General features: G+C 54.1%; 22 protein-coding genes. 3 read left to right on the plus strand and 19 right to left on the minus strand.

The genetic code is table 11. The annotated features are described in order from the left end of the window. Positions 1-99 precede the first annotated feature (99 nt). The 19 genes from ACUHMQ_RS06870 to rpsB form a co-directional block, all read right to left on the minus strand. Complete coding sequence (locus ACUHMQ_RS06870; RefSeq protein WP_445294708.1) at positions 100-1539, minus strand: HDOD domain-containing protein; 1440 nt, start codon at positions 1537-1539, stop codon at positions 100-102. Further along, positions 1524-2249 carry a class I SAM-dependent methyltransferase gene (locus ACUHMQ_RS06875; RefSeq protein WP_445294709.1) on the minus strand — a complete coding sequence of 242 codons (726 nt, stop codon included), beginning with the start codon at positions 2247-2249 and terminating at the stop codon, positions 1524-1526. Before ACUHMQ_RS06875 ends, ACUHMQ_RS06870 begins: the two co-directional genes overlap by 16 nt. Further along, positions 2246-3169, minus strand: coding sequence for a flagellar motor protein MotB (gene motB, locus ACUHMQ_RS06880; RefSeq protein WP_445294710.1), 924 nt, complete (start codon positions 3167-3169; stop codon positions 2246-2248). The genes ACUHMQ_RS06875 and motB overlap by 4 nt, the downstream gene beginning before the upstream one ends. A 73-nt stretch (positions 3170-3242) precedes the next feature. Beyond that, positions 3243-4097, minus strand: coding sequence for a flagellar motor stator protein MotA (gene motA / locus ACUHMQ_RS06885; RefSeq protein WP_445294711.1), 855 nt, complete (start codon positions 4095-4097; stop codon positions 3243-3245). 258 nt (positions 4098-4355) lie between these two features. Beyond that, a complete protein-coding gene (gene rnhB / locus ACUHMQ_RS06890) occupies positions 4356-4937 on the minus strand; it encodes a ribonuclease HII (RefSeq protein ID WP_445294729.1) in 582 nt (193 codons plus the stop codon). Between the two features lie 5 nt (positions 4938-4942). Continuing rightward, complete coding sequence (lpxB, locus tag ACUHMQ_RS06895; RefSeq protein WP_445294712.1) at positions 4943-6130, minus strand: lipid-A-disaccharide synthase; 1188 nt, start codon at positions 6128-6130, stop codon at positions 4943-4945. A gap of 46 nt (positions 6131-6176) precedes the next feature. Next, on the minus strand, positions 6177-6953 hold the full coding sequence (gene lpxA / locus ACUHMQ_RS06900) for an acyl-ACP--UDP-N-acetylglucosamine O-acyltransferase (RefSeq protein WP_445294713.1): 777 nt from the start codon (positions 6951-6953) through the stop codon (positions 6177-6179). Positions 6954-6964: 11 nt separating this feature from the next. Next, the gene (fabZ, locus tag ACUHMQ_RS06905) at positions 6965-7462 is read right to left on the minus strand and encodes a 3-hydroxyacyl-ACP dehydratase FabZ (protein ID WP_445294714.1); all 498 of its coding nucleotides are present in this window, start codon (positions 7460-7462) and stop codon (positions 6965-6967) included. 3 nt (positions 7463-7465) lie between these two features. Then, complete coding sequence (lpxD, locus tag ACUHMQ_RS06910; protein ID WP_445294715.1) at positions 7466-8503, minus strand: UDP-3-O-(3-hydroxymyristoyl)glucosamine N-acyltransferase; 1038 nt, start codon at positions 8501-8503, stop codon at positions 7466-7468. Positions 8504-8506: 3 nt separating this feature from the next. Beyond that, the gene (locus ACUHMQ_RS06915) at positions 8507-8998 is read right to left on the minus strand and encodes an OmpH/Skp family outer membrane protein (protein WP_445294716.1); all 492 of its coding nucleotides are present in this window, start codon (positions 8996-8998) and stop codon (positions 8507-8509) included. Positions 8999-9034: 36 nt separating this feature from the next. Continuing rightward, entirely contained in the window at positions 9035-11326 is a 2292-nt protein-coding gene (bamA, locus tag ACUHMQ_RS06920; RefSeq protein WP_445294717.1) for an outer membrane protein assembly factor BamA, read from the minus strand. A 66-nt stretch (positions 11327-11392) separates the two neighbouring features. After that, positions 11393-12745, minus strand: a complete 1353-nt coding sequence (gene rseP / locus ACUHMQ_RS06925) for an RIP metalloprotease RseP (protein ID WP_445294718.1) — start codon at positions 12743-12745, stop codon at positions 11393-11395. Between the two features lie 332 nt (positions 12746-13077). Next, on the minus strand, positions 13078-14274 hold the full coding sequence (gene ispC, locus ACUHMQ_RS06930; protein WP_445294719.1) for a 1-deoxy-D-xylulose-5-phosphate reductoisomerase: 1197 nt from the start codon (positions 14272-14274) through the stop codon (positions 13078-13080). A gap of 12 nt (positions 14275-14286) precedes the next feature. Then, the gene (locus ACUHMQ_RS06935) at positions 14287-15111 is read right to left on the minus strand and encodes a phosphatidate cytidylyltransferase (protein ID WP_445294720.1); all 825 of its coding nucleotides are present in this window, start codon (positions 15109-15111) and stop codon (positions 14287-14289) included. Beyond that, positions 15105-15800 (minus strand): polyprenyl diphosphate synthase, encoded by a 696-nt coding sequence (gene uppS / locus ACUHMQ_RS06940; protein ID WP_445294730.1) that lies wholly within the window; start codon positions 15798-15800, stop codon positions 15105-15107. Before uppS ends, ACUHMQ_RS06935 begins: the two co-directional genes overlap by 7 nt. Before the next feature lie 79 nt (positions 15801-15879). Further along, positions 15880-16437, minus strand: a complete 558-nt coding sequence (gene frr, locus ACUHMQ_RS06945; protein WP_445294721.1) for a ribosome recycling factor — start codon at positions 16435-16437, stop codon at positions 15880-15882. 183 nt (positions 16438-16620) lie between these two features. Further along, positions 16621-17340, minus strand: coding sequence for a UMP kinase (gene pyrH, locus ACUHMQ_RS06950; protein WP_445294722.1), 720 nt, complete (start codon positions 17338-17340; stop codon positions 16621-16623). A 164-nt stretch (positions 17341-17504) separates the two neighbouring features. After that, positions 17505-18377: a translation elongation factor Ts gene (gene tsf / locus ACUHMQ_RS06955; RefSeq protein ID WP_445294723.1), complete on the minus strand. Its 873-nt coding sequence runs from the start codon at positions 18375-18377 to the stop codon at positions 17505-17507. Between the two features lie 123 nt (positions 18378-18500). Further along, a complete protein-coding gene (gene rpsB / locus ACUHMQ_RS06960; protein ID WP_445294724.1) occupies positions 18501-19226 on the minus strand; it encodes a 30S ribosomal protein S2 in 726 nt (241 codons plus the stop codon). 443 nt (positions 19227-19669) lie between these two features. Between rpsB and trxB the strand changes: the two genes are divergently transcribed. The 3 genes from trxB to ACUHMQ_RS06975 form a co-directional block, all read left to right on the plus strand. Continuing rightward, positions 19670-20623, plus strand: coding sequence for a thioredoxin-disulfide reductase (trxB, locus tag ACUHMQ_RS06965; RefSeq protein WP_445294725.1), 954 nt, complete (start codon positions 19670-19672; stop codon positions 20621-20623). Between the two features lie 27 nt (positions 20624-20650). Beyond that, entirely contained in the window at positions 20651-20872 is a 222-nt protein-coding gene (locus ACUHMQ_RS06970; protein WP_445294726.1) for a hypothetical protein, read from the plus strand. A gap of 92 nt (positions 20873-20964) precedes the next feature. Then, positions 20965-21238: hypothetical protein (locus ACUHMQ_RS06975; protein WP_445294727.1), on the plus strand; the 274-nt coding region annotated here is incomplete at its 3' end.

Below are 21238 nucleotides of genomic sequence, written 5' to 3' on the forward strand. Positions count from 1 at the left end.
AAACAACCAGGGCCGGCTATACCGACCCTGCAATATAAATTAGGAGAGAACCATGCACCTATTCGTAATCTTGCTGCGTGGCCGTGAAGAGATATCAGGCTAACTACCCAGCTCCAGACGCTTGGCTTGCCTGGTAAGTGACTGACCTGCCATCAGGCACACCTGTTTGAACTCATTGTACTGGGTCTCACTCACCGCGCCGCCGCGATTATCCGCATAAAAGATGCCGACCGGCTTGTTTTCGACAAACAGTGACATGGCCAAGAAGTCACCCTGCCCGATTGCCTGACGCAAACCACGTGGCAGCAGCGATTCGAATTGACCCCGGTTGGTCGCGTTGATCCATATCGATTGCGGCTTGAGCATCAACTTGGTGAAGATATGCGGCGCACTGAGGTCGATGTGGAAGGTGCGTAACGGATCATTCTCCGCCGCACCGACGATGTAACGGGTTTTCAATGCATTCTGGCCAGCAAGCAACAAGCCGAAAACGATGCGTTTGAGCCCAATACCATCCGCGTGCGCCCGTATGGTCAAGCCCATGATCTGATTGAAAGAGGCACCGCTTTGGCCAGCATGCTGCAATTCGCGCAGGATACCCTGCACCGTGGGACGGCTTGGCGCGGCAGGTTTGGCTTCGGGGGCTGCCTTGGCCTGAGGCTTGGGCCATTCCCCCGGCAACATCGGCAACCAGCGGGCCGGTGGAAAAATCTGCGGGTAAGGCCAGTCATTACGGGCAAAGTACAAAAGCGTCTTGCAGACGATCTCCCATACCGTAAATTGCTCTATCCCCAACGCATGGCCGGCCCTGTGCACTTCGTCGGCAATACCGGTCTGCCACCATCCTGTTTGCAGGTGTTCGGCCAGATGCAGTGCAGTCTGATGCAACATGGTGCGCTGATTGCTCGCTACCGTGTCGTCCAGCAAAGCATTGAATACTTCCGGTAAACGCCAGCGTGCGAACAGAGCGAGCATCACATCGGCCAATTCCACCGCGGGTACCGGTTCATTCATACCCGCATCCAGGTGACGCAGCATTACCGGCAAGTCGGCCAACAATGCCGTCACATAAATCTCATCGAGGCGGGCATCATAACGGAGCACACCAAATTCACGTGCCAGCTTGCCTGCAAGACGGGCGGTGGCAATATGGCGTAGCAGTGAGAAATAGCGCGGCTGGTGTTGAGGCAACAACAGCGATTCCACCGTAGGCAATGTCGTGAATTTCTTGACGAAGGACTCAAGCCCCATCAGCAGAATGACATTCTCGATGGAAACCACATCGGCTGTCATGCTGGAACGGCGGCGCTGGTTGATATGCCTGAGCGCATGGGCGGTCAGCAAAGGGTCACGCAGTACGAGGTCGACCACATCGTCGATACGCGCCGACTCGGTCTTGCCGATATAACCAGATAACGCGGCCTTGGTGGATTGCAGAATCGGCAACGGCCGGGCAGCCCAGAAATCCAACCAGGCTTCATTGTTGGGCTTGCTACGCCCTGCCGGACTTGGTGGTGTTGCAGTCAAGGCATTCGCCATAGATAAAGACTCGCACCCTTCCAGTCGTTGAGCTCGATTACCTTATCCGCCGGCACCCCCGGCACTTCAAAGGTGTTGCTGACCAATAGACTGCCGGAAGACATTTCCCGTTTTGCCTTGTCCCACAAAGAAGGCATCGCAGCCGGGGACAAAAAAGCGTACACAACATCATAGTCAGCCAAGGGGGCCTGCATAAGCTCACCACGCCACACCTTGGCCCGACTGCCTTGCATCGCCAACCGCAAACGGGCGATAAGCCAGGTCAGCCAAGCATGTTCCACACCATCCACCTGGATATCCGCCCTTCGCCCCAACCACGCCAATACCGTTCCGGTACCAGCCCCCAGGTCCAGTACTTTCCCTTGACGAGGCACCAAGTCATCCAATACTTCCAGCGCTGCACGGTTGCTAAGGTAAAGCGGTACCCGGCTCCGATCAATGCGCCCGAACAGCAACCATGCAAAAACAAAGGCCAACAGGTAAAACCATGGTGGCCAGTTCAATCGAAGCGCCAAAAATACTGCAGGCACAAAGCTGGCATGAATCAACCACCACCAGCGCGGCTGCCGGCACAACACGCTAAGCAGTAGCGCCAAAACGGCTTGCAGTGGCCACCACCAAGTCAGCGCGAACCCGGAAAACCACAGCAATAACCACGCACACAAGCCCGCTCCTACCTGCACCCAAAGTCCTGCTAATGCCGGACTCACGGTTTGGCGGGCTTCTCGGCGGCAGGCCCGGCTGCCTCATTGATTGCCGCTGCTGCTGTTGCCGCGTCACCCACATTCTCCGCCTCACCCGCCGCCTTACCCGCCAGCTTCATGATGTTTTCTTCCGCTTCCTTGTTCAGCACGATAATGCTGATACGCCGGTTTACCGGGTTTGCCGGATTCGCCGTGTCGAAAGGCACAGAGTCGGCAAGGCCAACCACCCGCAGTATCTTCTGCCCCCCAAGGCCGCCGGTAACGAGCTGCCTTCTGGAGGAATTGGCCCGGTCCGCCGATAGCTCCCAGTTGCTGAAATTGGCATCCCCACCCGAAAAGCCGGCAGAATCGGTATGACCGGAGAGCGACAGACGATTGGGCACTTCATTGAGAATGGCAGCGATCTCCTTGAGGATGTCCGCTGCGTAGCTCTCCATCTGCTCGCTACCGCTCTTGAACATCGGGCGATTCTGCTGATCGACAATCTGGATGCGTAAACCTTCAGGTGTGATATCGAGCAGGATCTGGTCCTTGTACTGCGCAAGCTTTCCAGAGCCTGATTTCTTCAAAGCCTCCTCAAGCTTCTGCTTCAACTTATCCAGTATCTTCTTATCGCCAGGGTCCGGACTACGACGATGCTCGCCCGCCTTTTTCGACAGATCAAGTCCACCACCCTGCATAACACTTTGTGATTCGCCAGCACCCGACCCGCCACTCATGGCCACTTTGAAGGGATTCTGAAAGTAGTCGGCAATGCCTCGCAAATCCCCCTTGGTGGCAGACCCTAGCAGCCACATCAACAGGAAGAACGCCATCATCGCTGTCACAAAGTCGGCATAGGCGATCTTCCATGCGCCACCGTGGTGACCATGCCCCCCTTTTTTTATCTTCTTGACGATTATCGGGCGTTGCGAGTCATCACTCATCAAGCGACTCCTTGCTTATTTCACACTTCAGCAGGGCTAGATAAAGCCTTCAGGCATGGTCACTAGCAAGTGATCAACCCTTCTTGTTCTTCACGTATTCCTCAAGCTCAAGGAAGGATGGGCGCATATGGCCTTCCATCGCCTTACGGCCAAACTCCACCGCCACCTGCGGCGCATAACCATTCAGGCTGGCTAATAGGGTGACCTTGATCGTCTGATAAATCCGGGTGCCTTCGTTGACCTTGGTTTCCAGTACCGTGGCAAGCGGGCCGACGAAACCATACGCCAACCAGATCCCCATAAAGGTACCGACCAGCGCGGCACCAATCAGCTTACCGAGCTCTGCGGGGGGAAGATGCAGAGAACCCATGGTATGGACCACCCCCATCACCGCAGCCACGATACCGAACGCCGGCAGACCGTCCCCCAGCTTGGCCATGAACTGTGCGGGCACTTCCGCCTCGTGGTGATGCGCCTCGATTTCCACATCCATGAGATTCTCGATTTCGAACGCATTCAGATTGCCGCCCACCATCAAGCGTAGATAGTCACAGATGAATTCGATGACATGGTGATCCTTGGCAACCGTTGCATATTTGGAAAACAGCGGGCTGGCGTCTGGATTCTCGATATCACCTTCAACCGACATCAACCCTTCTTTGCGCACCTTCGAGAGTATCTCGAACATCAGGGCAAAGAGGTCCATGTAGAAGGTCTTGCCATAAGCACTGCCCTTGAAGACAGTAGGCAAGGCCTTGACGATGCTCTTAAGCGATGAGCCGTAGGCTGCGATCATGGCGCCAATGCCGCCGCCAAAGATGATCACGATTTCCGAGGGCTGCCATAACACCCCAAGATGCCCGCCATGTGCGGCATAGGCACCCAGGATACAGACGCACATGAAGACATAACCGATGATGACAAACATCTAGCCCTGCTCCCGTCGGCATATGCTGGCCGTTTGACGCGCCAATAATGGGGCGCAACGGTTGGATATTAGTTGCCGGCGGAGCGTAATGACAAATAAGAACTGATTCAAAGTCTCGCTCACCAGAACGAGACAAGACAAAAATGGGTGGGAACGCTGTATTTACAATGTGTATACGCGCTTCTCACAGCCCATTTTCAACGTGGCAACATCGGCAGCTGCCAACAACGGAGGGAAAATTGCTTTTACGGGGCCCGTCTACCAGAAGCTGGCTTGACCCGCTCCCATTGCAGCCCGCACTGGTGCGAAGCTACGGCGGTGTTGCCGGCATGGTCCATGCGCCTGAAGTGCGGCCAGATGTGCCGGCGTAGGGTAACCCTTGTGTTCTGCAAAGCCATAGACGGGAAATTCAAGATCCAGCCTAACCAGTTCAGCATCCCGCGCGACTTTGGCCAGGATGGAAGCCGCTGAAATCGCAGGCTCCAGCGCATCACCCTTCACAATGGCGCGGGCAGGGCAGGGCAACCCCTTGGGTACCCGGTTGCCATCAATCAATGCTTCTGTTGCCGGTGTCGCCAAACCAACAACAGCACGCTGCATAGCCAGCATCGTGGCATGCAGGATATTGAGCTGGTCTATCTCGGTAACATCGGCCGTCGCAATCGACCATGCCAATGCCTTGGCCTGAATTTCGGCAAATAGATGTTCCCGCCGGGCCGCGGTCAACACCTTTGAATCAGCAAGACCCACGATGCCATGGTTCTCGCCCAAAATTACCGCTGCAGCAAACACTGAACCCGCCAAGGGGCCACGACCGGCTTCATCAACGCCACAAACCAGTACACTCACGCGGGTCTCCGCAGATAGGCGACTACAGCATCTGCAGCGCGCTCAGCAGCATCTTGGCGCAACGATTCATGCTGCGTACCAAAGAACTCCGACAAAGCCGAGCTCAGCTTTTTTGATTCGACATAGTTACCCAACGCCTGGGCGAGGTTTTCGGGCGTGGCTTCATGCTGCAAGAGCTCAGGCACAACAAACCTGCCAGCAATCACGTTGGGTAAACCTACGTAGGGCAAGCGCATCTTTTTACGGACCATACGGTATGTGGTATCAGACAGCTTGTAGGTGATTACCATAGGCCGCTTGGCCAACATCGCTTCCAGTGTTGCTGTTCCCGACGCCACCAGAATCACATCGGCGGCCTGCATGGCATCCTGTGCGTGCCCGAACATCAACCGCAGAGGAAGGTCGAGCGCCTGGTGGGTATAACGGGCGGCATCAAATATGTCCCGTGTCTCGCGCGTCACCAACGGCACCAGAAATACGGCATAAGGGTAGCGTGCATGGAGCAACCGGGCCGTCTCAATAAACAGCTGGGCATGGTAGCCCACTTCACTGACCCGACTGCCAGGCAGGAAGGTGAAAACCAGCTGGCTTTCATGCACACCTATCGTTTCGCGAATCTCTGTCTGATTGGGCGCCAAGGGCATGCTGTCAGCCAGCGGATGCCCTACATAGGTCGCCTTGGCGTCGACCGCATCGTAAAGTGGCTTCTCAAATGGAAACAGGCACAACACTTCACTGGTCGCCGCCTTGATCTTATAGACACGCTCTCCACGCCAAGCCCAAATCGAGGGACTGACATAGTGAACGGTAGGAATACCCGCATCCTTGAGCTTTCTTTCCAATCCAAGATTGAAGTCCGGCGCATCGATACCGATGAACAGATCAGGGCGCTCTGCCAAACACTTCTCGCGCAGAGTTTTACGGATACCCAGCAGCTCACGCAGACGCTTGATCACTTCAAGGTAGCCCATCACGGCAAGCCGACTCATCGGGAACAAGGACTTTGCCCCTGCCGATTGCATCTTGGGTCCGGCGATGCCAGCAAAACGCACTTCGGGAATACGACGGCGCACCGCTTCGATCAGGCTCGCACCCAACAAATCACCGGACGCCTCTCCCGCTACGATAGCGATACGCGGACCGCTGTGGCCATCGAAAAGGCTATCGGTGGAAGAAGGCGACATAGACGAAAAACATTCAGTTGAAATTGGAAAGCGCAGCCCAATCCGCCTAGCGAATCAGGCCGCGACTGGCTGTAGGAAAGAAATCAACAAAAGCTTGCAGCTCCACATGCTCGGCAGCCCGTGCCGTGATTTCGGCAATGGCGTCTTCCAGCAGCATGTTCTGACGATACAGGAGCTTGTACGCCCGCTTGATCTCCAGAATCTGCTCATTGCTGAATCCACGACGACGCAACCCTTCGCTATTGATACCTGCCGGTGTAGCACGGTTGCCCGCAGCGGTTACATACGGCGGGATATCCTGCGCAACCGCGGCCGTGAAGGCTGTCATCGCATGCGCGCCGATCTTGCAAAACTGGTGGATGGTTGTAAAGCCGCCAAGGAAGACATAATCACCAAGATGCACATGCCCCGCCACCGTCGCATTATTGGCGAGGATGGTATGGCTGCCAATGCGACAATCATGGGCGATATGCACATACGCCATGATCCAGTTATCGTCACCGACGCTGGTGATGCCCTCATCCTGCACGGTACCGGTGGACAGGGTGACAAATTGGTAGATGGTATTGCCATCCCCAATCACCAGTTGGGTCGGTTCACCTTGATACTTCTTATCCTGAGGTTCGCAGCCGATATAAGCTGAACCATGGAAGACATTGTTACGCCCGATGCGGGTATGCCCTTCAATCACGCAATGAGGCCCAACACGCGAACCAGCGCCAATCTCGACGTGCTCGCCAATAATACTGAAGGGGCCGACCTGGACATCGTCAGCCAACCGAGCGCCAGGGTGCACAACCGCACTGGCATGAATACGCGACATGAAGGAATTCCTTAAGCCGGGGTCGTTGCAGCTGGCGCGGGGGTAGTCGGCACCTGTGCGCACATCAGGTCAGCCTCTGCCACAACATTGCCAGCAACCCGTGCTACTGCCTTGTACTTCCAGATATTACGCACGCGACGGTCGATTTTTACCTCGATCAACATCTGGTCACCCGGCGTCACCTGTGATTTGAAGCGCACATTGTCGATACCCGCAAACAAATAGAGGTAGCCATCCTTGGGCTTGTCGCCGGTGGTACGAAAACTCAACACCCCCGCCGCCTGGGCCATGGCTTCCACGATCAACACACCAGGCATGACAGGGTATTTAGGAAAGTGGCCAACGAAGAAAGGCTCGTTGTAAGACACATTCTTCAATGCCACTACACGATCACCCGGCACCAGTTCTGTGATCCGGTCAATCAACAGGAAAGGAAAGCGGTGTGGCAAATGATCCAGGATGCCCTGGATATCCATCGTTGTTAGGGTCTGCACTTGGGTATCGCTCATTTTTCATTCTCCCTGGTCGGCATCACCCCGGCCGACTCTGCGTTCGATTTCTTTTAGTCTTCCTGCCATGGCATCAAGCCGGCGCAGATGCGAAGCATTCGCCAGCCAATCCTCATGCGACTGCACAGGATACTGGCCAACATAGGTACCAGCCTTGAGGATGGATTTGCCAACCAAGGTGCCAGCCATGACATTGACCTTATCGACAATCTCCAGATGGCCAAGAATCATGGCGCTGCCGCCAAACGTGCAATAAGCACCGATCCTGGTTGACCCCGCCACGCCGACACACCCAGCCATGGCGGTGTGCTTGCCGATATGCACGTTGTGCGCGATCTGTATCTGGTTATCCAGCCTTACACCATCCTCAAGCACCGTGTCGCCCAACGCACCACGGTCGATACTGGTGGCTGCGCCAATCTCAACATCATTGCCGATCAGCACTCGGCCAATCTGCGGAATCTTGAACCATCCATCACCGGTCCAGGCATTGCCAAAACCATCCGAGCCGATCACGGCATTGGGGTGGACAATCACACGCTCCCCAAGCTGAGAGTCATCGGCAACCACCACATTGGCATGCAACCAGGTACCAGCGCCAAGCGTCACATTGCGTCCCACTCGGCTGCCGGCTTCCAGAATGCAATCTGCGCCTACCCGGCTGCCCTCCTCCACGCTAACAAACGGACCAATATAGGCGGAAGGGTTCACCATCACATCAGCTGCCAATACCGCACTGGGATGCACCCCAGGTACTGGCCGCTTAGGTGGGTTCAACAAAGTGGAGATACGGGCAAAGTAAAGATATGGGTCAGTGGCAACAATACGGGGCTTGTCCGTCAACCCGCGGGCCTTCTCGCCTAACACAATCGCACCAGCCGCAGTACTACCAAGCTGCTTGGCATACTTAGGGTTAGCGAGGAAGGCTATTTCATCAGGCTTGGCTGTTTCAAGCGTGGCGACCTGGCGAACAGCCAAATCACCCCCAAGCAACTCACCACCAAAACGGGCAACAAAATCAGACAGTCGATAATCCGGCATGACTTACTTATCGGCCAACGCCTTCAGGACCTTGTCGGTGATATCGAGCTTGGGGCTGATATAGACAGCTTCCTGTAAGACGGCATCAAACTTTTCTGCGTTGGAAATCTGCTGAATGGTGTTGTACACACGCTCTTGAATACCAGACAGTTCTTCATTGCGACGAGCGTTCAGGTCCTCGCGGAACTCACGTTGGATACGTGCGAGGTCTTGTTGAAGCTTCACCAACTCACGCTCTTTATTACGGCGATCGGTCTCAGCCATCGTAAGGCCGCCTTTATCCAGCTCCGCCTGGCGGCTACGTACCTGTTCGGTCAGCTTCTTCAGATCCGCTTCACGAGCAGCAAATTCCTTTTCGAGCTTCTTGGTGGCTTTCATCGCAGGGCTGGAGTCGCGCAGGATGCGATCAAGATTGACAAAACCAATCTTGATGTCTTGCGCCATCGCGGGAACCAGGGTACCAACAGCGAGAATCAGACTAAACAGGCTTTTCACAATGACTACCTCGTTTAAAGCGATGCCATGGTTGCATCAGAATATCTGGCCAAGCGAGAACTGGAAGCGCTCCAGCTTATCACCCGGTTTGGCATTCAAAGGTTTGGCATAGCTGAATTTCATCGGACCCACAGGCGCAAGCCAGCTGAACGCCAAACCCGCCGAGTAACGCAGATCGTTCAGTTCCAACTTCTGCCCTTCGCCCCAGACACTACCGCCATCGACAAAAGCCGATAACCGCACCGACTTGTTGTTCTGCATACCGGGCATGGGCATGAGCAACTCCCAGTTGGTGATCAAGCGACGATTACCGCCAAGATTCCGGCCAGCTTTATCGACCGGGCCAAGGCTTGAACTATCATAGCCGCGAACAGAGCCTACGCCACCCGCCTGGAAACTGGAATAGAAAGGCAATTTATCGCCAGCATACCCGCCACCTACACCGCCTTCGATATTCCACAAGAAGGTAAAGGTCTTGCTGAGCGGCACAAACCACTGATGTTGGGCTGTCAGCTTGGCGTACTGGATAGTACCACCCGGTAATGCCACTTCCCCGTTGACTGAAGTCAAACGGCCCCGCGTCGGGAACAACGAGCTATCCCGCGTATCGCGTGCCCACCCGGCCATTCCCAAGTAAGTAATATTGGTATCACCGTACTTATTGACGAATTCAATGTACTGAGTAGGTGTGTTCTGGAATACCGTCAAACGCGAGCGCTCTGCCGTCAAGCCGAGCTTGATGCTGTCGTACTCCGATACCGGCACATCCCAACGCAGACCAGCCCCTACCGTGTCATTGATATACGCACCGTAATTGGTTGAATTGAGCTTTGACGCGTCATAGCGGCGTTTGTAAACGTCGAACCCACGCGACACCCCATCAGGCGTTGCATAGGGGTTGGTAAACGATAGCGCATAGACACGGCTGCTCTTGCTGGTGTTGAGCTCCAACTTAAGGTACTTGCCGCTACCAAAGATATTGGCTTGGGCAATGGAACCCGACAGCACCATACCTTCGGACTGGGAATACCCGGCACCGACCTGGATGTTGCCTGTCTGCTTCTCCACCACCGTCACATTGACGTCGACCTGGTCGGTCGTATCCTGCACCAGTGGCGTATCAATCGTTACTTCAGAGAAATAACCAAGCAAGTCCAACCGCTCTTTGGAACGCTTGATCTTCCAGCCAGCAAATGGTGCAGCTTCCAGCTGACGCAGCTCACGACGAATGACATCATCACGGGTCCGTGTGTTGCCAATGATATTCACACGTCGCACATAGGTCTTGCGACCAGGATCGACATAAAAGGTGAAGCCGGCTTCCGACTTTTCCTGATTCACTTCAGGCACCGCATTCACATTGGCAAAGGCATAGCCTTCGTTAGCCAGCCGATCTGATATCCGCTCAGTTGCAGCATTTATCTTGGCGCGTGAGAACACCTCTCCGGGTTTAATATCCACCAGTTTGGCAAGCTCACTCTCCGCAACAATCAGGTCACCGGAAAATTGCACGTTGCTGATCTTGTACTGCTTACCTTCATCAAGGTTCACCGTGAGGAACATTGCCTTCTTGTCATCGGACAAGGCAACCTGTTGTGAATTGATGTTGAACTCCAAGTAGCCGTTGTCGAGATAGTAAGAGCGCAGCGCCTCGATATCCGCCTGCAGCTTGGGCTTGGAGTATTGGTTGGACTTGGTGAACCAGGAAAACCAGCCGCCGGTATCAAGCTGGAAGTGGTCCTTCAATTCCTTCTCGGGATAGGCTTGATTGCCTACGAGGTTGATCTGCTTGATGGTGGCTACCAAGCCCTCGGAAATATCAAACCCGATGGAAACCCGATTACGCTCCAGCCGACTCACCGTCGTTTTGATCTGTACAGAATATTTACCGCGGCTGTAATACTGGCGCTTCAGCTCCTGCTCCGCCGAACCGAGTACAGACTGGTCAAAGGTACGACTCTCGGCCAAACCGTTTTCACGGAGCGCCTTGAGCAACTGGTCCGACTCGAATTCCTTGGCGCCATTGATTTGAATACTGGCAATGACAGGTCGCTCATCAAGCGCAACAATCAACACGCCCTTATCGGCTTCTACACGCACATCCCGGTAAAAACCGGTAGCAAAAAGCGCCTTGACGGAAGACTGTGCCTTTTCGTTATCCATCTTATCGCCCACTTTAACGGGCAAGTAGTTGAATACCGTACCAGCTTCGGTGCGCTGAATACCTTCAACACGGATTTCCTTGATGACGAAGGGCTCGAAAGCGTAGGCGGGAATAGCTAGGCCGTATATGGCCAGTAAGGCAAGAGAGATCGAGGTCGGTTTCATAAACAAATCTGACGGCTGCAAGCACGCTTGCAGCCGCCGGTGATTGAAGATGGGATTAGCGACGAATCAGCCGCCAACCAAGCGCGTGAGATCGTTAAATACCGCAACGACCATCAACGCCGCGAGGAGTCCGACGCCCACGCGCTGCCCGAGTTCCATGGCGCGCTCCGACAAGGGCCGTCCTCGCAGAATTTCGGCGAAATAATACATCAAATGCCCGCCATCCAGCACTGGCACAGGCAAGAGGTTCATCACACCCAGGCTGATGCTGATCAGACACAGAAATTCCAGGTAGGCGCGCAAGCCGTATTGCGCACTCTTACCAGCGTATCCGGCAATGGCTACAGGACCAGACAACTGTTTGACGGAAACGTTTCCAAGCAACATGCGCCACATCATTTTCAGTGACAAGGCCGAAGTCGCCCAGGTCTGGTGCAATGCCTGCCCTAATGCCGATATAACCCCATACTGCACCGGTTTATTGAGCGCATGGATGGCATCCATATCCAATGCAGGCGCCGCACCAATGCGACCAACGGCCTTATCACCATCCTGAACAGATTTCGGTACGACACGTACTTCAACTGGCTGACCGGCCCTCAATACACTGATGTGTGTAGGCAGATTCGGTCGGGCCCGAACAGCAGCGGCAAAGCTATTCCAGTCTGGTGTAGGCTTGTCTTCCACCTTCCAAAGCCGATCACCCTGTTTCAATCCTGCAACCGCTGCAGCACCATCAGTTAACAACGGGCCCAGTTCATTGCGATATACAGCAATCGACATCCCTAGCCGACCAGCCAGATCGCCGTCGATCCATTCATTATCGATATCAGCAAAATCCAAGGTCCGACTGACCGTACCACCGTTGGGACGCACTACCTCTACCTGGATAGACGCTTTGGCTGCAGCACGTTCAATCAACCCCAAGCGTGCCTCAGCCCAGCTGTTCACGCTCTCCCGATCGATTGCGACAATGGTGTCCCCAGTAAGAAAACCCGCCTTTGCAGCGATGGAATTCGGCTCAATCGAACCCAAGCGGGGAATCAAGACCTCAACGCCATTCAGGAAGATGGCCCAATAGACCAGAATGGCCAACAAGAAATTGGCAAGCGGCCCTGCGACCACAATTGCCATCCGCTTACCCACGCTCTGCCTGTTAAACGCACGGTTAAGCTCGGCGGCGGGGACTGGAGCTTCTCTCTCATCCAACATCCGCACGTAACCACCCAGCGGAATAGCTGCCAGTTGCCACTGCACCTCACCACGTTGCCAACGCAACAACGGCTTGCCGAATCCAATCGAAAAGGTCAGCACCTTTACACCACAACGCTTGGCAACCCAGTAGTGGCCGAACTCATGCACCGTAACCAATATGCCAATCGCCACGGCAAAGGCAAGTAATGTTATCAATATGGACATATGGGAACCTCTTCAGCGTTCAACGACAGTAGCAAAGCATTTTAAGAATCTGTTCAATGAGTCTTAGAACCGGATCAAAGTCTGCTGCGCGTCAGCGATACGGCGTTGAAAACAACCTCGGAATACTCATTTACCATGAGTAAGCTCCGCTTCCTCGGCTGTTTTCGTCTTGTTTCGCTCTAGTTCGCAAGACTTTGACAGGTTTTTACTGCGCAACTGTGATCAGGACCCACGTGCTGTTCAGCACCCTGCTGACAGCTGATCGTGACAGTCCTTGATCAAATTTTGGCTGCACTTGGTCTTCTGGTTGCATCCACTGACCACAGAACATCTCAACGAACAGCGTCCGCCAACCAGTCAACAGCAAAACGACGCGCAGCTGCATCGGCAGCAGTCAGACTTTCCAGGGAGTTGGCATCAAAATCAACTGCCACTTGGCGCATCGTCGCTGCATTAACCTTGGCAATATCTGCAAAACCGACCTTACCATCGAGAAAAGCAGCCACGGCTTCTTCGTTTGCAGCGTTCAGGACAGCAGGCGCTGCACCACCTAGTGCCAACGCTTCAAATGCCAAAGCCAAACAAGGGAAACGTTCTGTATCAGGCTGTTCGAAATCAAGACGCGCAATCTGGAATAGATCAAGGGCAGTCACACCTGCATCTATACGCTCCGGCCATGCCAGACCGTAAGCTATCGGCGTCCGCATATCCGGATTACCCAACTGAGCAAGTACTGAACCATCAATGTATTCGACCATCGAATGAATCACGCTTTGCGGATGAACGACGACCGAAATACGCTCAGCGGGCAAATCAAACAGCCAACGCGCCTCAATGACCTCCAGCCCCTTGTTCATCAGGCTGGCGGAATCCACCGAGATTTTCCGCCCCATAGACCAATTTGGATGCTTTACGGCTTGCTCAGGTGTGGCGGCGGCAAGCTGCTTTGGCGTATACCCACGGAACGGGCCACCAGAAGCGGTCAGGAGGATGCGCCTCACCCCCTGGTCAGCACTATCACCGAAAGGCTGCGGCAAACACTGATAAATGGCATTGTGTTCGCTATCGATGGGTAGCAATGTCGCTCCACCTTCACGAACAGCGTCCATAAACAGCCTACCGGCCATAACCAATGTTTCTTTATTTGCCAGCAACACGCGCTTACCAGCACGCGCGGCTGCCAATGTAGGGCGCATTCCCGCCGCACCGACAATCGCAGCCATTACTGTATCGACCTCAGTATGACTGGCGATATATTCCAACGCTTCCTGGCCAGCAAGCGCTTCAATGTCGGCCAACCCTGCCACGGACAAACGCTCACGCAACTCCAGTAAACGCGAAGGGTCAGCCAAGACTACGTAGCGCGGGCGATATTGCAGACACTGCTCTACCAACTTCTCGAGTTGGCTATGCGCAGATAATGCATATACGCGGTATTTCTCTGGATGACGTGCCACTACATCGAGCGTGCTCAACCCAATGCTGCCAGTAGAACCAAGGATGGTGAGGCGTTGCAGCGTAAGTGGCATGATGAGTGACGATCAAATCCGGGCCAACGCGAACGCGTAGGCAAATAGCAAGGCGGCGGCTACCGGCGCCAATGCCAGCAAACTATCAATCCGATCCAGCACACCACCATGGCCTGGTAATAAACTGCTGGAATCCTTCAAACCGGTCTGGCGTTTAAGCAAGGACTCGAACAGGTCTCCTATTACGCTCACTCCCGTCAAAGCCCAACCCAATGGCAGTAAGACTACCAACGAGAGACCCGATATCACTGGAGCACCAATCTGTTGAAGCGCAACCAGGTAAATGCTTACCGCAACCAAAGCGCCATAAACACCCTCCCAGCTCTTGCCAGGGCTGATAGTGGGCGCCAGTTTACGCCGACCGAAAGCACGGCCAGCAAAGTAAGCGGCTATATCGGCAACCCAGGCAATAGCCAGAACCGAAAGCAAGGCTACTGCGCCATCAGTGAGCTCACGGAAACGGGTAACTGCAGCCAAGGCTGACAACAATATCAACCAGCCAAGCAAAGCTGACGACCACTTATGCCGCAAAGTCCATTTCTGCTTAAGCCACAAAGGCACCAGCACCAACCAGAACAACAAAGCAAAGCCATCAAGTATCAAAGCCCAGCTACGTGCCAACGGTAATGCCAACCAAGCCAGGCCGAGCAACACAAATGCCGAAATGAAGACGACTTGCTCTGCCCGATCAAACCGGGCGAAACGCGACCACTCCCAGGCGCCACAGCTCAACGCAAACAAAGCAAATACACCCCAGACCAGCGGAGGACCCATAAATAGCGCCGCCAGCACCACGGGCAACAACACCAAAGCGGTCAGCACACGCGTCTTCAGCATGCGGCATCCTTGAGTTGCTCGCTGGTACGACCAAACCGACGCTCACGCTGGTGGTAAGACTCAATGGCAATATCCAACTGGGCGCGATCGAAATCCGGCCAGAATACATCAGTGAAATACAACTCGGTGTAAGCCAGCTGCCAAAGCAGGAAGTTGGAAATCCGCGCCTCACCGCCAGTACGGATGAACAGATCCGGCTCCGGCGCGTACGCCATAGCCAGATAAGGCGTCAAGGCATCTTCATCGAAGTCACCCTGAATGAACTCTGGCTTAGCACGCAGCAAGGCTTGCGTAGCCTGCAAGACATCCCAACGTCCACCGTAATCTGCAGCAATAGTCAAAGTCAGCCCCGTATTGGCCGCAGTACGCTGCTCTGCTGAATCGATCATACGAACGATCTCCGGCGCAAAACGGTCACGCCGACCAATCAGCTTAAGACGGATTCCCTTCTTGTCGAGACGGTTGACTTCACGCTCCAATACAGTCAGGAACAGACCCATCAGGAAAGAAACTTCTTCTTGTGGTCTACGCCAGTTTTCACTGGAGAAGGCAAACAAGGTTAGAAATTCCACGCCTAAGGCATCACAAGCCTTGACCATCTCACGCAACGTTTCCACACCTTGCTTATGGCCCGCCACCCGCGGCAGAAAGCGCTTTTTCGCCCAACGGCCATTACCGTCCATAATCATCGCGATATGGCGCGGAACCGCGGAAACCGCAGGTAAATCCTTGGTAGAACTTTTAAAGAAAGCCACGACGGATATCCGCTTACACCGTCATCAATTCTTTTTCTTTTTCGGCCAGCTGCTTGTCAATCTCGGCAATCGACTTGTCGGTCAGCTTCTGGATGTCATCAGAAGCACGGCGCTCCTCATCCTCCGAAATCACTTTATCTTTCACGGCTTTTTTAAGCTGCTCATTGGCATCTCGGCGCAAGTTACGCACCGCAACACGGCTATCTTCAGCTTCACCGCGCACCACTTTGATCAGATCCTTACGGCGCTCTTCAGTCAGCGCAGGCATCGGTACGCGTACAACATCGCCCATGCTTGCAGGATTCAACCCCAGATCAGAATCCCGGATTGCTTTCTCGATCGCTGCCGCCATCTTCTTTTCAAAAGGTGACACCGACAAAGTACGGGCATCCATCAACCCAACACTGGCAACCTGATTAATCGGCGTGGGGTTGCCGTAGTAATCGACCATCACATGATCCAGCAACCCGGCATGGGCACGCCCCGTACGGACCTTGGCCAAGTTGGCCTTCAAATTTTCCACCGATTTCAACATCTTCTGTTCGGCGTTTTTCTTCACGTCGGCGATCATCGCTCTCGCTCCTGTGTTTGACAAATTCAGAATAAATAACGCGGACACCCATGGAGTCCGCGCAAAAATTTTCAGACCCAGATCAGGGACAAAACACCCAACCCAGCCTTCCTTGCCTATCGGCAAAGGCGGATACTTGCCTTGGTATACCTCATCAACTAGAGGATATCACCGTCGACAAGCTCAGCAGTGTACCAGCGTACCCTCATCTTCGCCGAGCAGTACGCGCTTCAAAGCACCCGATTTAAAAATACTGAACACGCGGATATTCATATTCTGATCACGGCAAAGCGCCAGTGCCGTCGCGTCCATCACCTTCAGATTCTTGCTGATCGCCTCATCGAAAGTCAGCTTGGAGTAACGAACCGCATCGGGATTTTTCTTCGGATCATCTGTATACACACCATCAACCTTGGTGGCCTTCAACACGATATCCGCATTCATTTCCATACCACGTAGCGCAGCTGCCGTATCGGTCGTAAAGAAAGGATTCCCTGTACCCGCACCGAAAATAACGACCTTACCTTCTTCAAGGTATTGAATCGCCTTTGGACGAATGTAGGGCTCGGCAACCTGTTGAATGGTAAGCGCCGACTGCACCCGACTTACCAAACCTTGCTGCCGCATCGCATCTTGGATAGCCATGGCATTCATAACCGTGGCCAACATACCCATGTAGTCTGCCGTCGCTCGATCCATACCCGCAGCAGCTGGCGCCACCCCACGGAAAATATTCCCCCCGCCAATCACCACTGCAATCTGAACTCCCAGCTCAGCAACTTCCTTGACCTCCGCCACAATGCGCTCAACGGTGACCCGGTTAATACCGTAGTTATCATCACCCATCAGCGCTTCACCCGAGAGCTTGAGGAGGATGCGTTTGTAGATGGGGGCTTGGCTCATGGGTTTACCTTATTTTAAAAGTGGGTAGAGAAAAACGCTTCTTATGTAGCAGCGCAGACCGAGCAAGGAAGCCCTTCCACGGTCCTGATCGGCAAAACCGACCGGTACTTGCAAAACAACCGCCCGAGTTACCCCGGACGGTTGCTAATGACAGCAGGTAAAGCTTAGACCTTTGCAGCAGCGGCAACTTCTGCAGCGAAGTCGACAACCTTCTTCTCAATGCCTTCACCAACCACATACATTGTAAAGGATTTGATGCTGGCGCCATTTGCCTTCAACAACTGCTCAATAGTCTGCTTATCGTCCTTAACAAAAGGCTGACTCAACAATGTGACTTCCTTGAGGTACTTCTGCACGGTACCTTCAGCAATCTTTTCCAACATTGCTTCGGGCTTGCCAGCTTCCTTCGCGCGCTCGATTGCAACACGGCGCTCGGTCTCGATCGACTCGGCATCAACACCCGACGCGTCCAACGACTTTGGCTTACATGCAGCGATATGCATGGCAATGTCTTTGCCCAACACATCATTACCACCAGCCAAATCAACTACCACACCAATCTTGGAGCCGTGCAGATAGGTAGCCAGTTTGCCCTCAGTTTCAATACGGGTGAAACGGCGGACATGGATGTTCTCACCGAGCTTGGCGATGATGGCCTTACGCAGCTCTTCCACGGTTTCGCCAGAAGCCGTCTTCACATTACCCAAAGCTTCAACATCAGCAGGGTTACCGGTCACGATTGCTTCAGCTGCAGCTGCGGCAAACGCCAAAAAGCCCACATCCTTACCAACGAAGTCGGTCTCGCAGTTGATTTCAGCCAGGGCACCTACACCACCATTGACGAAAGCAGCTACAGTACCTTCAGCCGCGGTACGGCCAGCCACCTTGGAAGCCTTATTGCCAGACTTGATACGCAATGCCTCTTCTGCAGCCTTCAGGTCACCATTGGCTTCAACCAATGCCTTCTTGCAATCCATCATGCCGAGGCCTGTCATTTCGCGCAGCTCAGCAACCATCTTTGCAGTAATTTCAGCCATCTATGTACTCCTTGATCATTAAATTCGATGTATTGGCTAACAAAAAGGGGCTTACGCCCCCTTTTGTCATTTGCCGGGACATTGTGCGTTTCGCACGCCGTCAAGGAAATTCGTCGCTCTGCTTTATTGAGCAGCCTGGGCAGCGCTGGCAGCAGCAACAATTTCCTGAATAGCTTGAGCACGACCTTCCAGCACGGCATCAGCAATGCCACGTGCGTACAGACGGATCGCGCGGGCGGAGTCATCGTTACCTGGGATCACGTAGTCGATGCCTTCTGGCGAGTTGTTGGTATCAACCACACCGATGACAGGGATACCCAGCTTCTTGGCTTCGACGATGGTGCCCTTCTGGTAACCAACGTCAACAACGAAGATAGCATCCGGCAGACCGTTCATATCCTTGATACCGCCCAATGAACGCTCAAGCTTCTCAACTTCACGGCTCAGCATCAACAGTTCTTTCTTGGATAAACCGTTGTTTGCATCAGCCAACGTAGCTTGCAGATCGTTCAGGCGCTTGATGGACTGTTTGACAGTCTTGTAGTTGGTCAACATACCGCCCAACCAACGGTGATCAACGAATGGCGCGCCAGCACGGCGGGCTTCTTCCTGGACGATCTCGCGGGCCGCGCGCTTAGTACCAACGAACAGAACATTGCCCTTGTTTGCGGTCAAACGGCGGACATAAGTCAACGCCTGCTCAAACATCGGCAGGGACTTTTCCAGGTTGATGATGTGAATCTTGTTGCGATGACCAAAGATGTACTGTGCCATCTTTGGGTTCCAGTAACGGGTTTGGTGGCCGAAGTGAACACCGGCTTCCAGCATTTCGCGCATGCTAACAGACATCTAAATAACTCCAAGCGAGGGTTAGGGCCTAACCGCTCACGACCGACACATCAGCTTTTTCAGACTGTTGCACCCTGGCTCGCGTGAGCGGGAGATTTTGTAACTTCCCGGTATTGGGAAGCCCGCTATTGTAAGCAGATTGCACGGTTTTGTTCAAGCAGGCAGCAGACTAAACCAAGGTGTCGTATCGTCACCAATGCGCAGGATCATCCTTTCCGGCATACCTAGCGCCAAAACAAAAGTCGCTAATGGCAAGCATCGCACCCTCTTCCCCGCACACCCTCTATCATCATTATTAAAATAATCAATTTAATTCCCAAACAAGCACAGCCTTATACTATCGCCAAAATTTAGGCTTGCTCGCCTAGCTCTTAATAAGTTTCATGCCTGATTAAACAATGATTCACACAGTGCACGCCCTTCCAAGATTAAAGGAACTTGTCATGCCCAAAGTCACCCACAGCAGTCTCTTGATTCTCGGCTCCGGTCCGGCGGGTTACACCGCGGCTGTTTATGCTGCGCGCGCCAACCGTAAGCCGCTGCTGGTTACCGGCTTAGCTCAAGGCGGACAGTTGATGACAACAACCGATGTGGATAACTGGCCCGCCGATGCCGACGGTGTGCAAGGCCCCGAATTGATGCAGCGTTTTGAGAAGCATGCGCGCCGTTTCGGTACCGAAATCGTGTTCGATCATATCCACACCACAAAGCTGAATGAGAAGCCTATCCGACTGATTGGTGATGCTAGCGAGTACACTTGTGACGCGCTGATCATTGCCACAGGCGCTTCCGCACAGTATCTCGGCCTGCCAAGCGAAGAGGTCTTTATGGGCAGAGGCGTATCAGGATGCGCGACCTGTGACGGCTTCTTCTACCGCAATCAGAAAGTAGCCGTAGTGGGTGGTGGAAACACCGCCGTGGAAGAAGCACTTTATCTAGCCAATATCGCCAGCCACGTTACCCTGGTGCATCGCCGCGATACTTTCCGCGCCGAGAAAATCCTGATCGAACAGCTGATGGAAAAGGTAGAAGCCGGCAAAATCAGCCTGCAATTGGACAGCACGCTGGATGAAGTGCTCGGCGACGATAGCGGCGTGACTGGGATTCGCGTCAAGTCAACCAAGAATGGCTCAACCAAGAACTTGGAATTAACCGGTTGCTTTATTGCAATCGGCCACAAGCCCAATACCGATATCTTCGCCGGACAGCTGACGATGGAAAATGGCTACATCATCACCAAAAGCGGCAATGCTGGCGGCGCTACCAGCACCAGCATTCCTGGCGTTTTTGCCGCGGGCGATGTACAAGACCATATCTATCGCCAAGCCATTACCAGCGCAGCTACGGGTTGCCAAGCCGCACTGGATGCCGATAAGTACCTCGATACACTGAAGTAATCTATTTAGTACCAAGCGTTTCCTCATATGGCAAAACGGTGTGCCTTGGCACGCCGTTTTGCTTTTGTGCGCCCAGCATGGGCGCACTCCTGCGGGTGGAAGTCCCGCCGTAAGTTGATCACAGCGAACGAAGTGAAGCGCAACTGCGTGAGGGCGACCGAGCGTGGGAAGGAAGCGTGGATCGTAAACCGCGAGCCGATGGACAAGAACCGGATAGAAGGCGCTGCCGAGCAGGGCGAGCGGGCATGACTCCGCGAAGCTCTCGTGATCAAGGCAAGGTGGCGTAAATCCGGCGGTTGTGCGGTGAAGGAGTGCGTTCTTACCTGGGGAGATCTCGCCTGATGCCTGAAAGGGCGACGGTATTAAACCGGAGCGAGAAGTCAGCAGAAGCCATAGTAGCTGCCAGTCAGGAGCGAAGGGCTGAACGAGAAGGAGAGTCTGTTTCCATGCTGCTTGGTGGTGCAAGGCATCAGAAGCCGGGGCGATCTGGGCGAACTGCTGGCGGGCGAGGTGAAGCCAAGCCTAAAGCAGCGCGTGATGAAGCACGACTGGCGCAGCAAGGGCAAGACGGCTCAGGGCCGGGGCTGCTGGAACGGGCTCTGGCGCGGGAGAATC

The sequence above is a fragment of the Chitinimonas violaceus genome (genome assembly GCF_052601015.1).

What these genes read in the sequence shown, in the direction of transcription:
- ACUHMQ_RS06870 (WP_445294708.1), bottom strand. Translation starts at nt 1,539, where the DNA reads ATGGCGAATGCCTTGACTGCAACACCACCAAGTCCGGCAGGGCGTAGC.
- motB (WP_445294710.1), bottom strand. Translation starts at nt 3,169, where the DNA reads ATGAGTGATGACTCGCAACGCCCGATAATCGTCAAGAAGATAAAAAAA.
- motA (WP_445294711.1), bottom strand. Translation starts at nt 4,097, where the DNA reads ATGTTTGTCATCATCGGTTATGTCTTCATGTGCGTCTGTATCCTGGGT.
- lpxB (WP_445294712.1), bottom strand. Translation starts at nt 6,130, where the DNA reads ATGTCGCCTTCTTCCACCGATAGCCTTTTCGATGGCCACAGCGGTCCG.
- lpxA (WP_445294713.1), bottom strand. Translation starts at nt 6,953, where the DNA reads ATGTCGCGTATTCATGCCAGTGCGGTTGTGCACCCTGGCGCTCGGTTG.
- fabZ (WP_445294714.1), bottom strand. Translation starts at nt 7,462, where the DNA reads ATGAGCGATACCCAAGTGCAGACCCTAACAACGATGGATATCCAGGGC.
- lpxD (WP_445294715.1), bottom strand. Translation starts at nt 8,503, where the DNA reads ATGCCGGATTATCGACTGTCTGATTTTGTTGCCCGTTTTGGTGGTGAG.
- bamA (WP_445294717.1), bottom strand. Translation starts at nt 11,326, where the DNA reads ATGAAACCGACCTCGATCTCTCTTGCCTTACTGGCCATATACGGCCTA.
- rseP (WP_445294718.1), bottom strand. Translation starts at nt 12,745, where the DNA reads ATGTCCATATTGATAACATTACTTGCCTTTGCCGTGGCGATTGGCATA.
- ispC (WP_445294719.1), bottom strand. Translation starts at nt 14,274, where the DNA reads ATGCCACTTACGCTGCAACGCCTCACCATCCTTGGTTCTACTGGCAGC.
- ACUHMQ_RS06935 (WP_445294720.1), bottom strand. Translation starts at nt 15,111, where the DNA reads ATGCTGAAGACGCGTGTGCTGACCGCTTTGGTGTTGTTGCCCGTGGTG.
- uppS (WP_445294730.1), bottom strand. Translation starts at nt 15,800, where the DNA reads ATGATTATGGACGGTAATGGCCGTTGGGCGAAAAAGCGCTTTCTGCCG.
- frr (WP_445294721.1), bottom strand. Translation starts at nt 16,437, where the DNA reads ATGATCGCCGACGTGAAGAAAAACGCCGAACAGAAGATGTTGAAATCG.
- pyrH (WP_445294722.1), bottom strand. Translation starts at nt 17,340, where the DNA reads ATGAGCCAAGCCCCCATCTACAAACGCATCCTCCTCAAGCTCTCGGGT.
- tsf (WP_445294723.1), bottom strand. Translation starts at nt 18,377, where the DNA reads ATGGCTGAAATTACTGCAAAGATGGTTGCTGAGCTGCGCGAAATGACA.
- rpsB (WP_445294724.1), bottom strand. Translation starts at nt 19,226, where the DNA reads ATGTCTGTTAGCATGCGCGAAATGCTGGAAGCCGGTGTTCACTTCGGC.
- trxB (WP_445294725.1), top strand. Translation starts at nt 19,670, where the DNA reads ATGCCCAAAGTCACCCACAGCAGTCTCTTGATTCTCGGCTCCGGTCCG.
- ACUHMQ_RS06970 (WP_445294726.1), top strand. Translation starts at nt 20,651, where the DNA reads ATGGCAAAACGGTGTGCCTTGGCACGCCGTTTTGCTTTTGTGCGCCCA.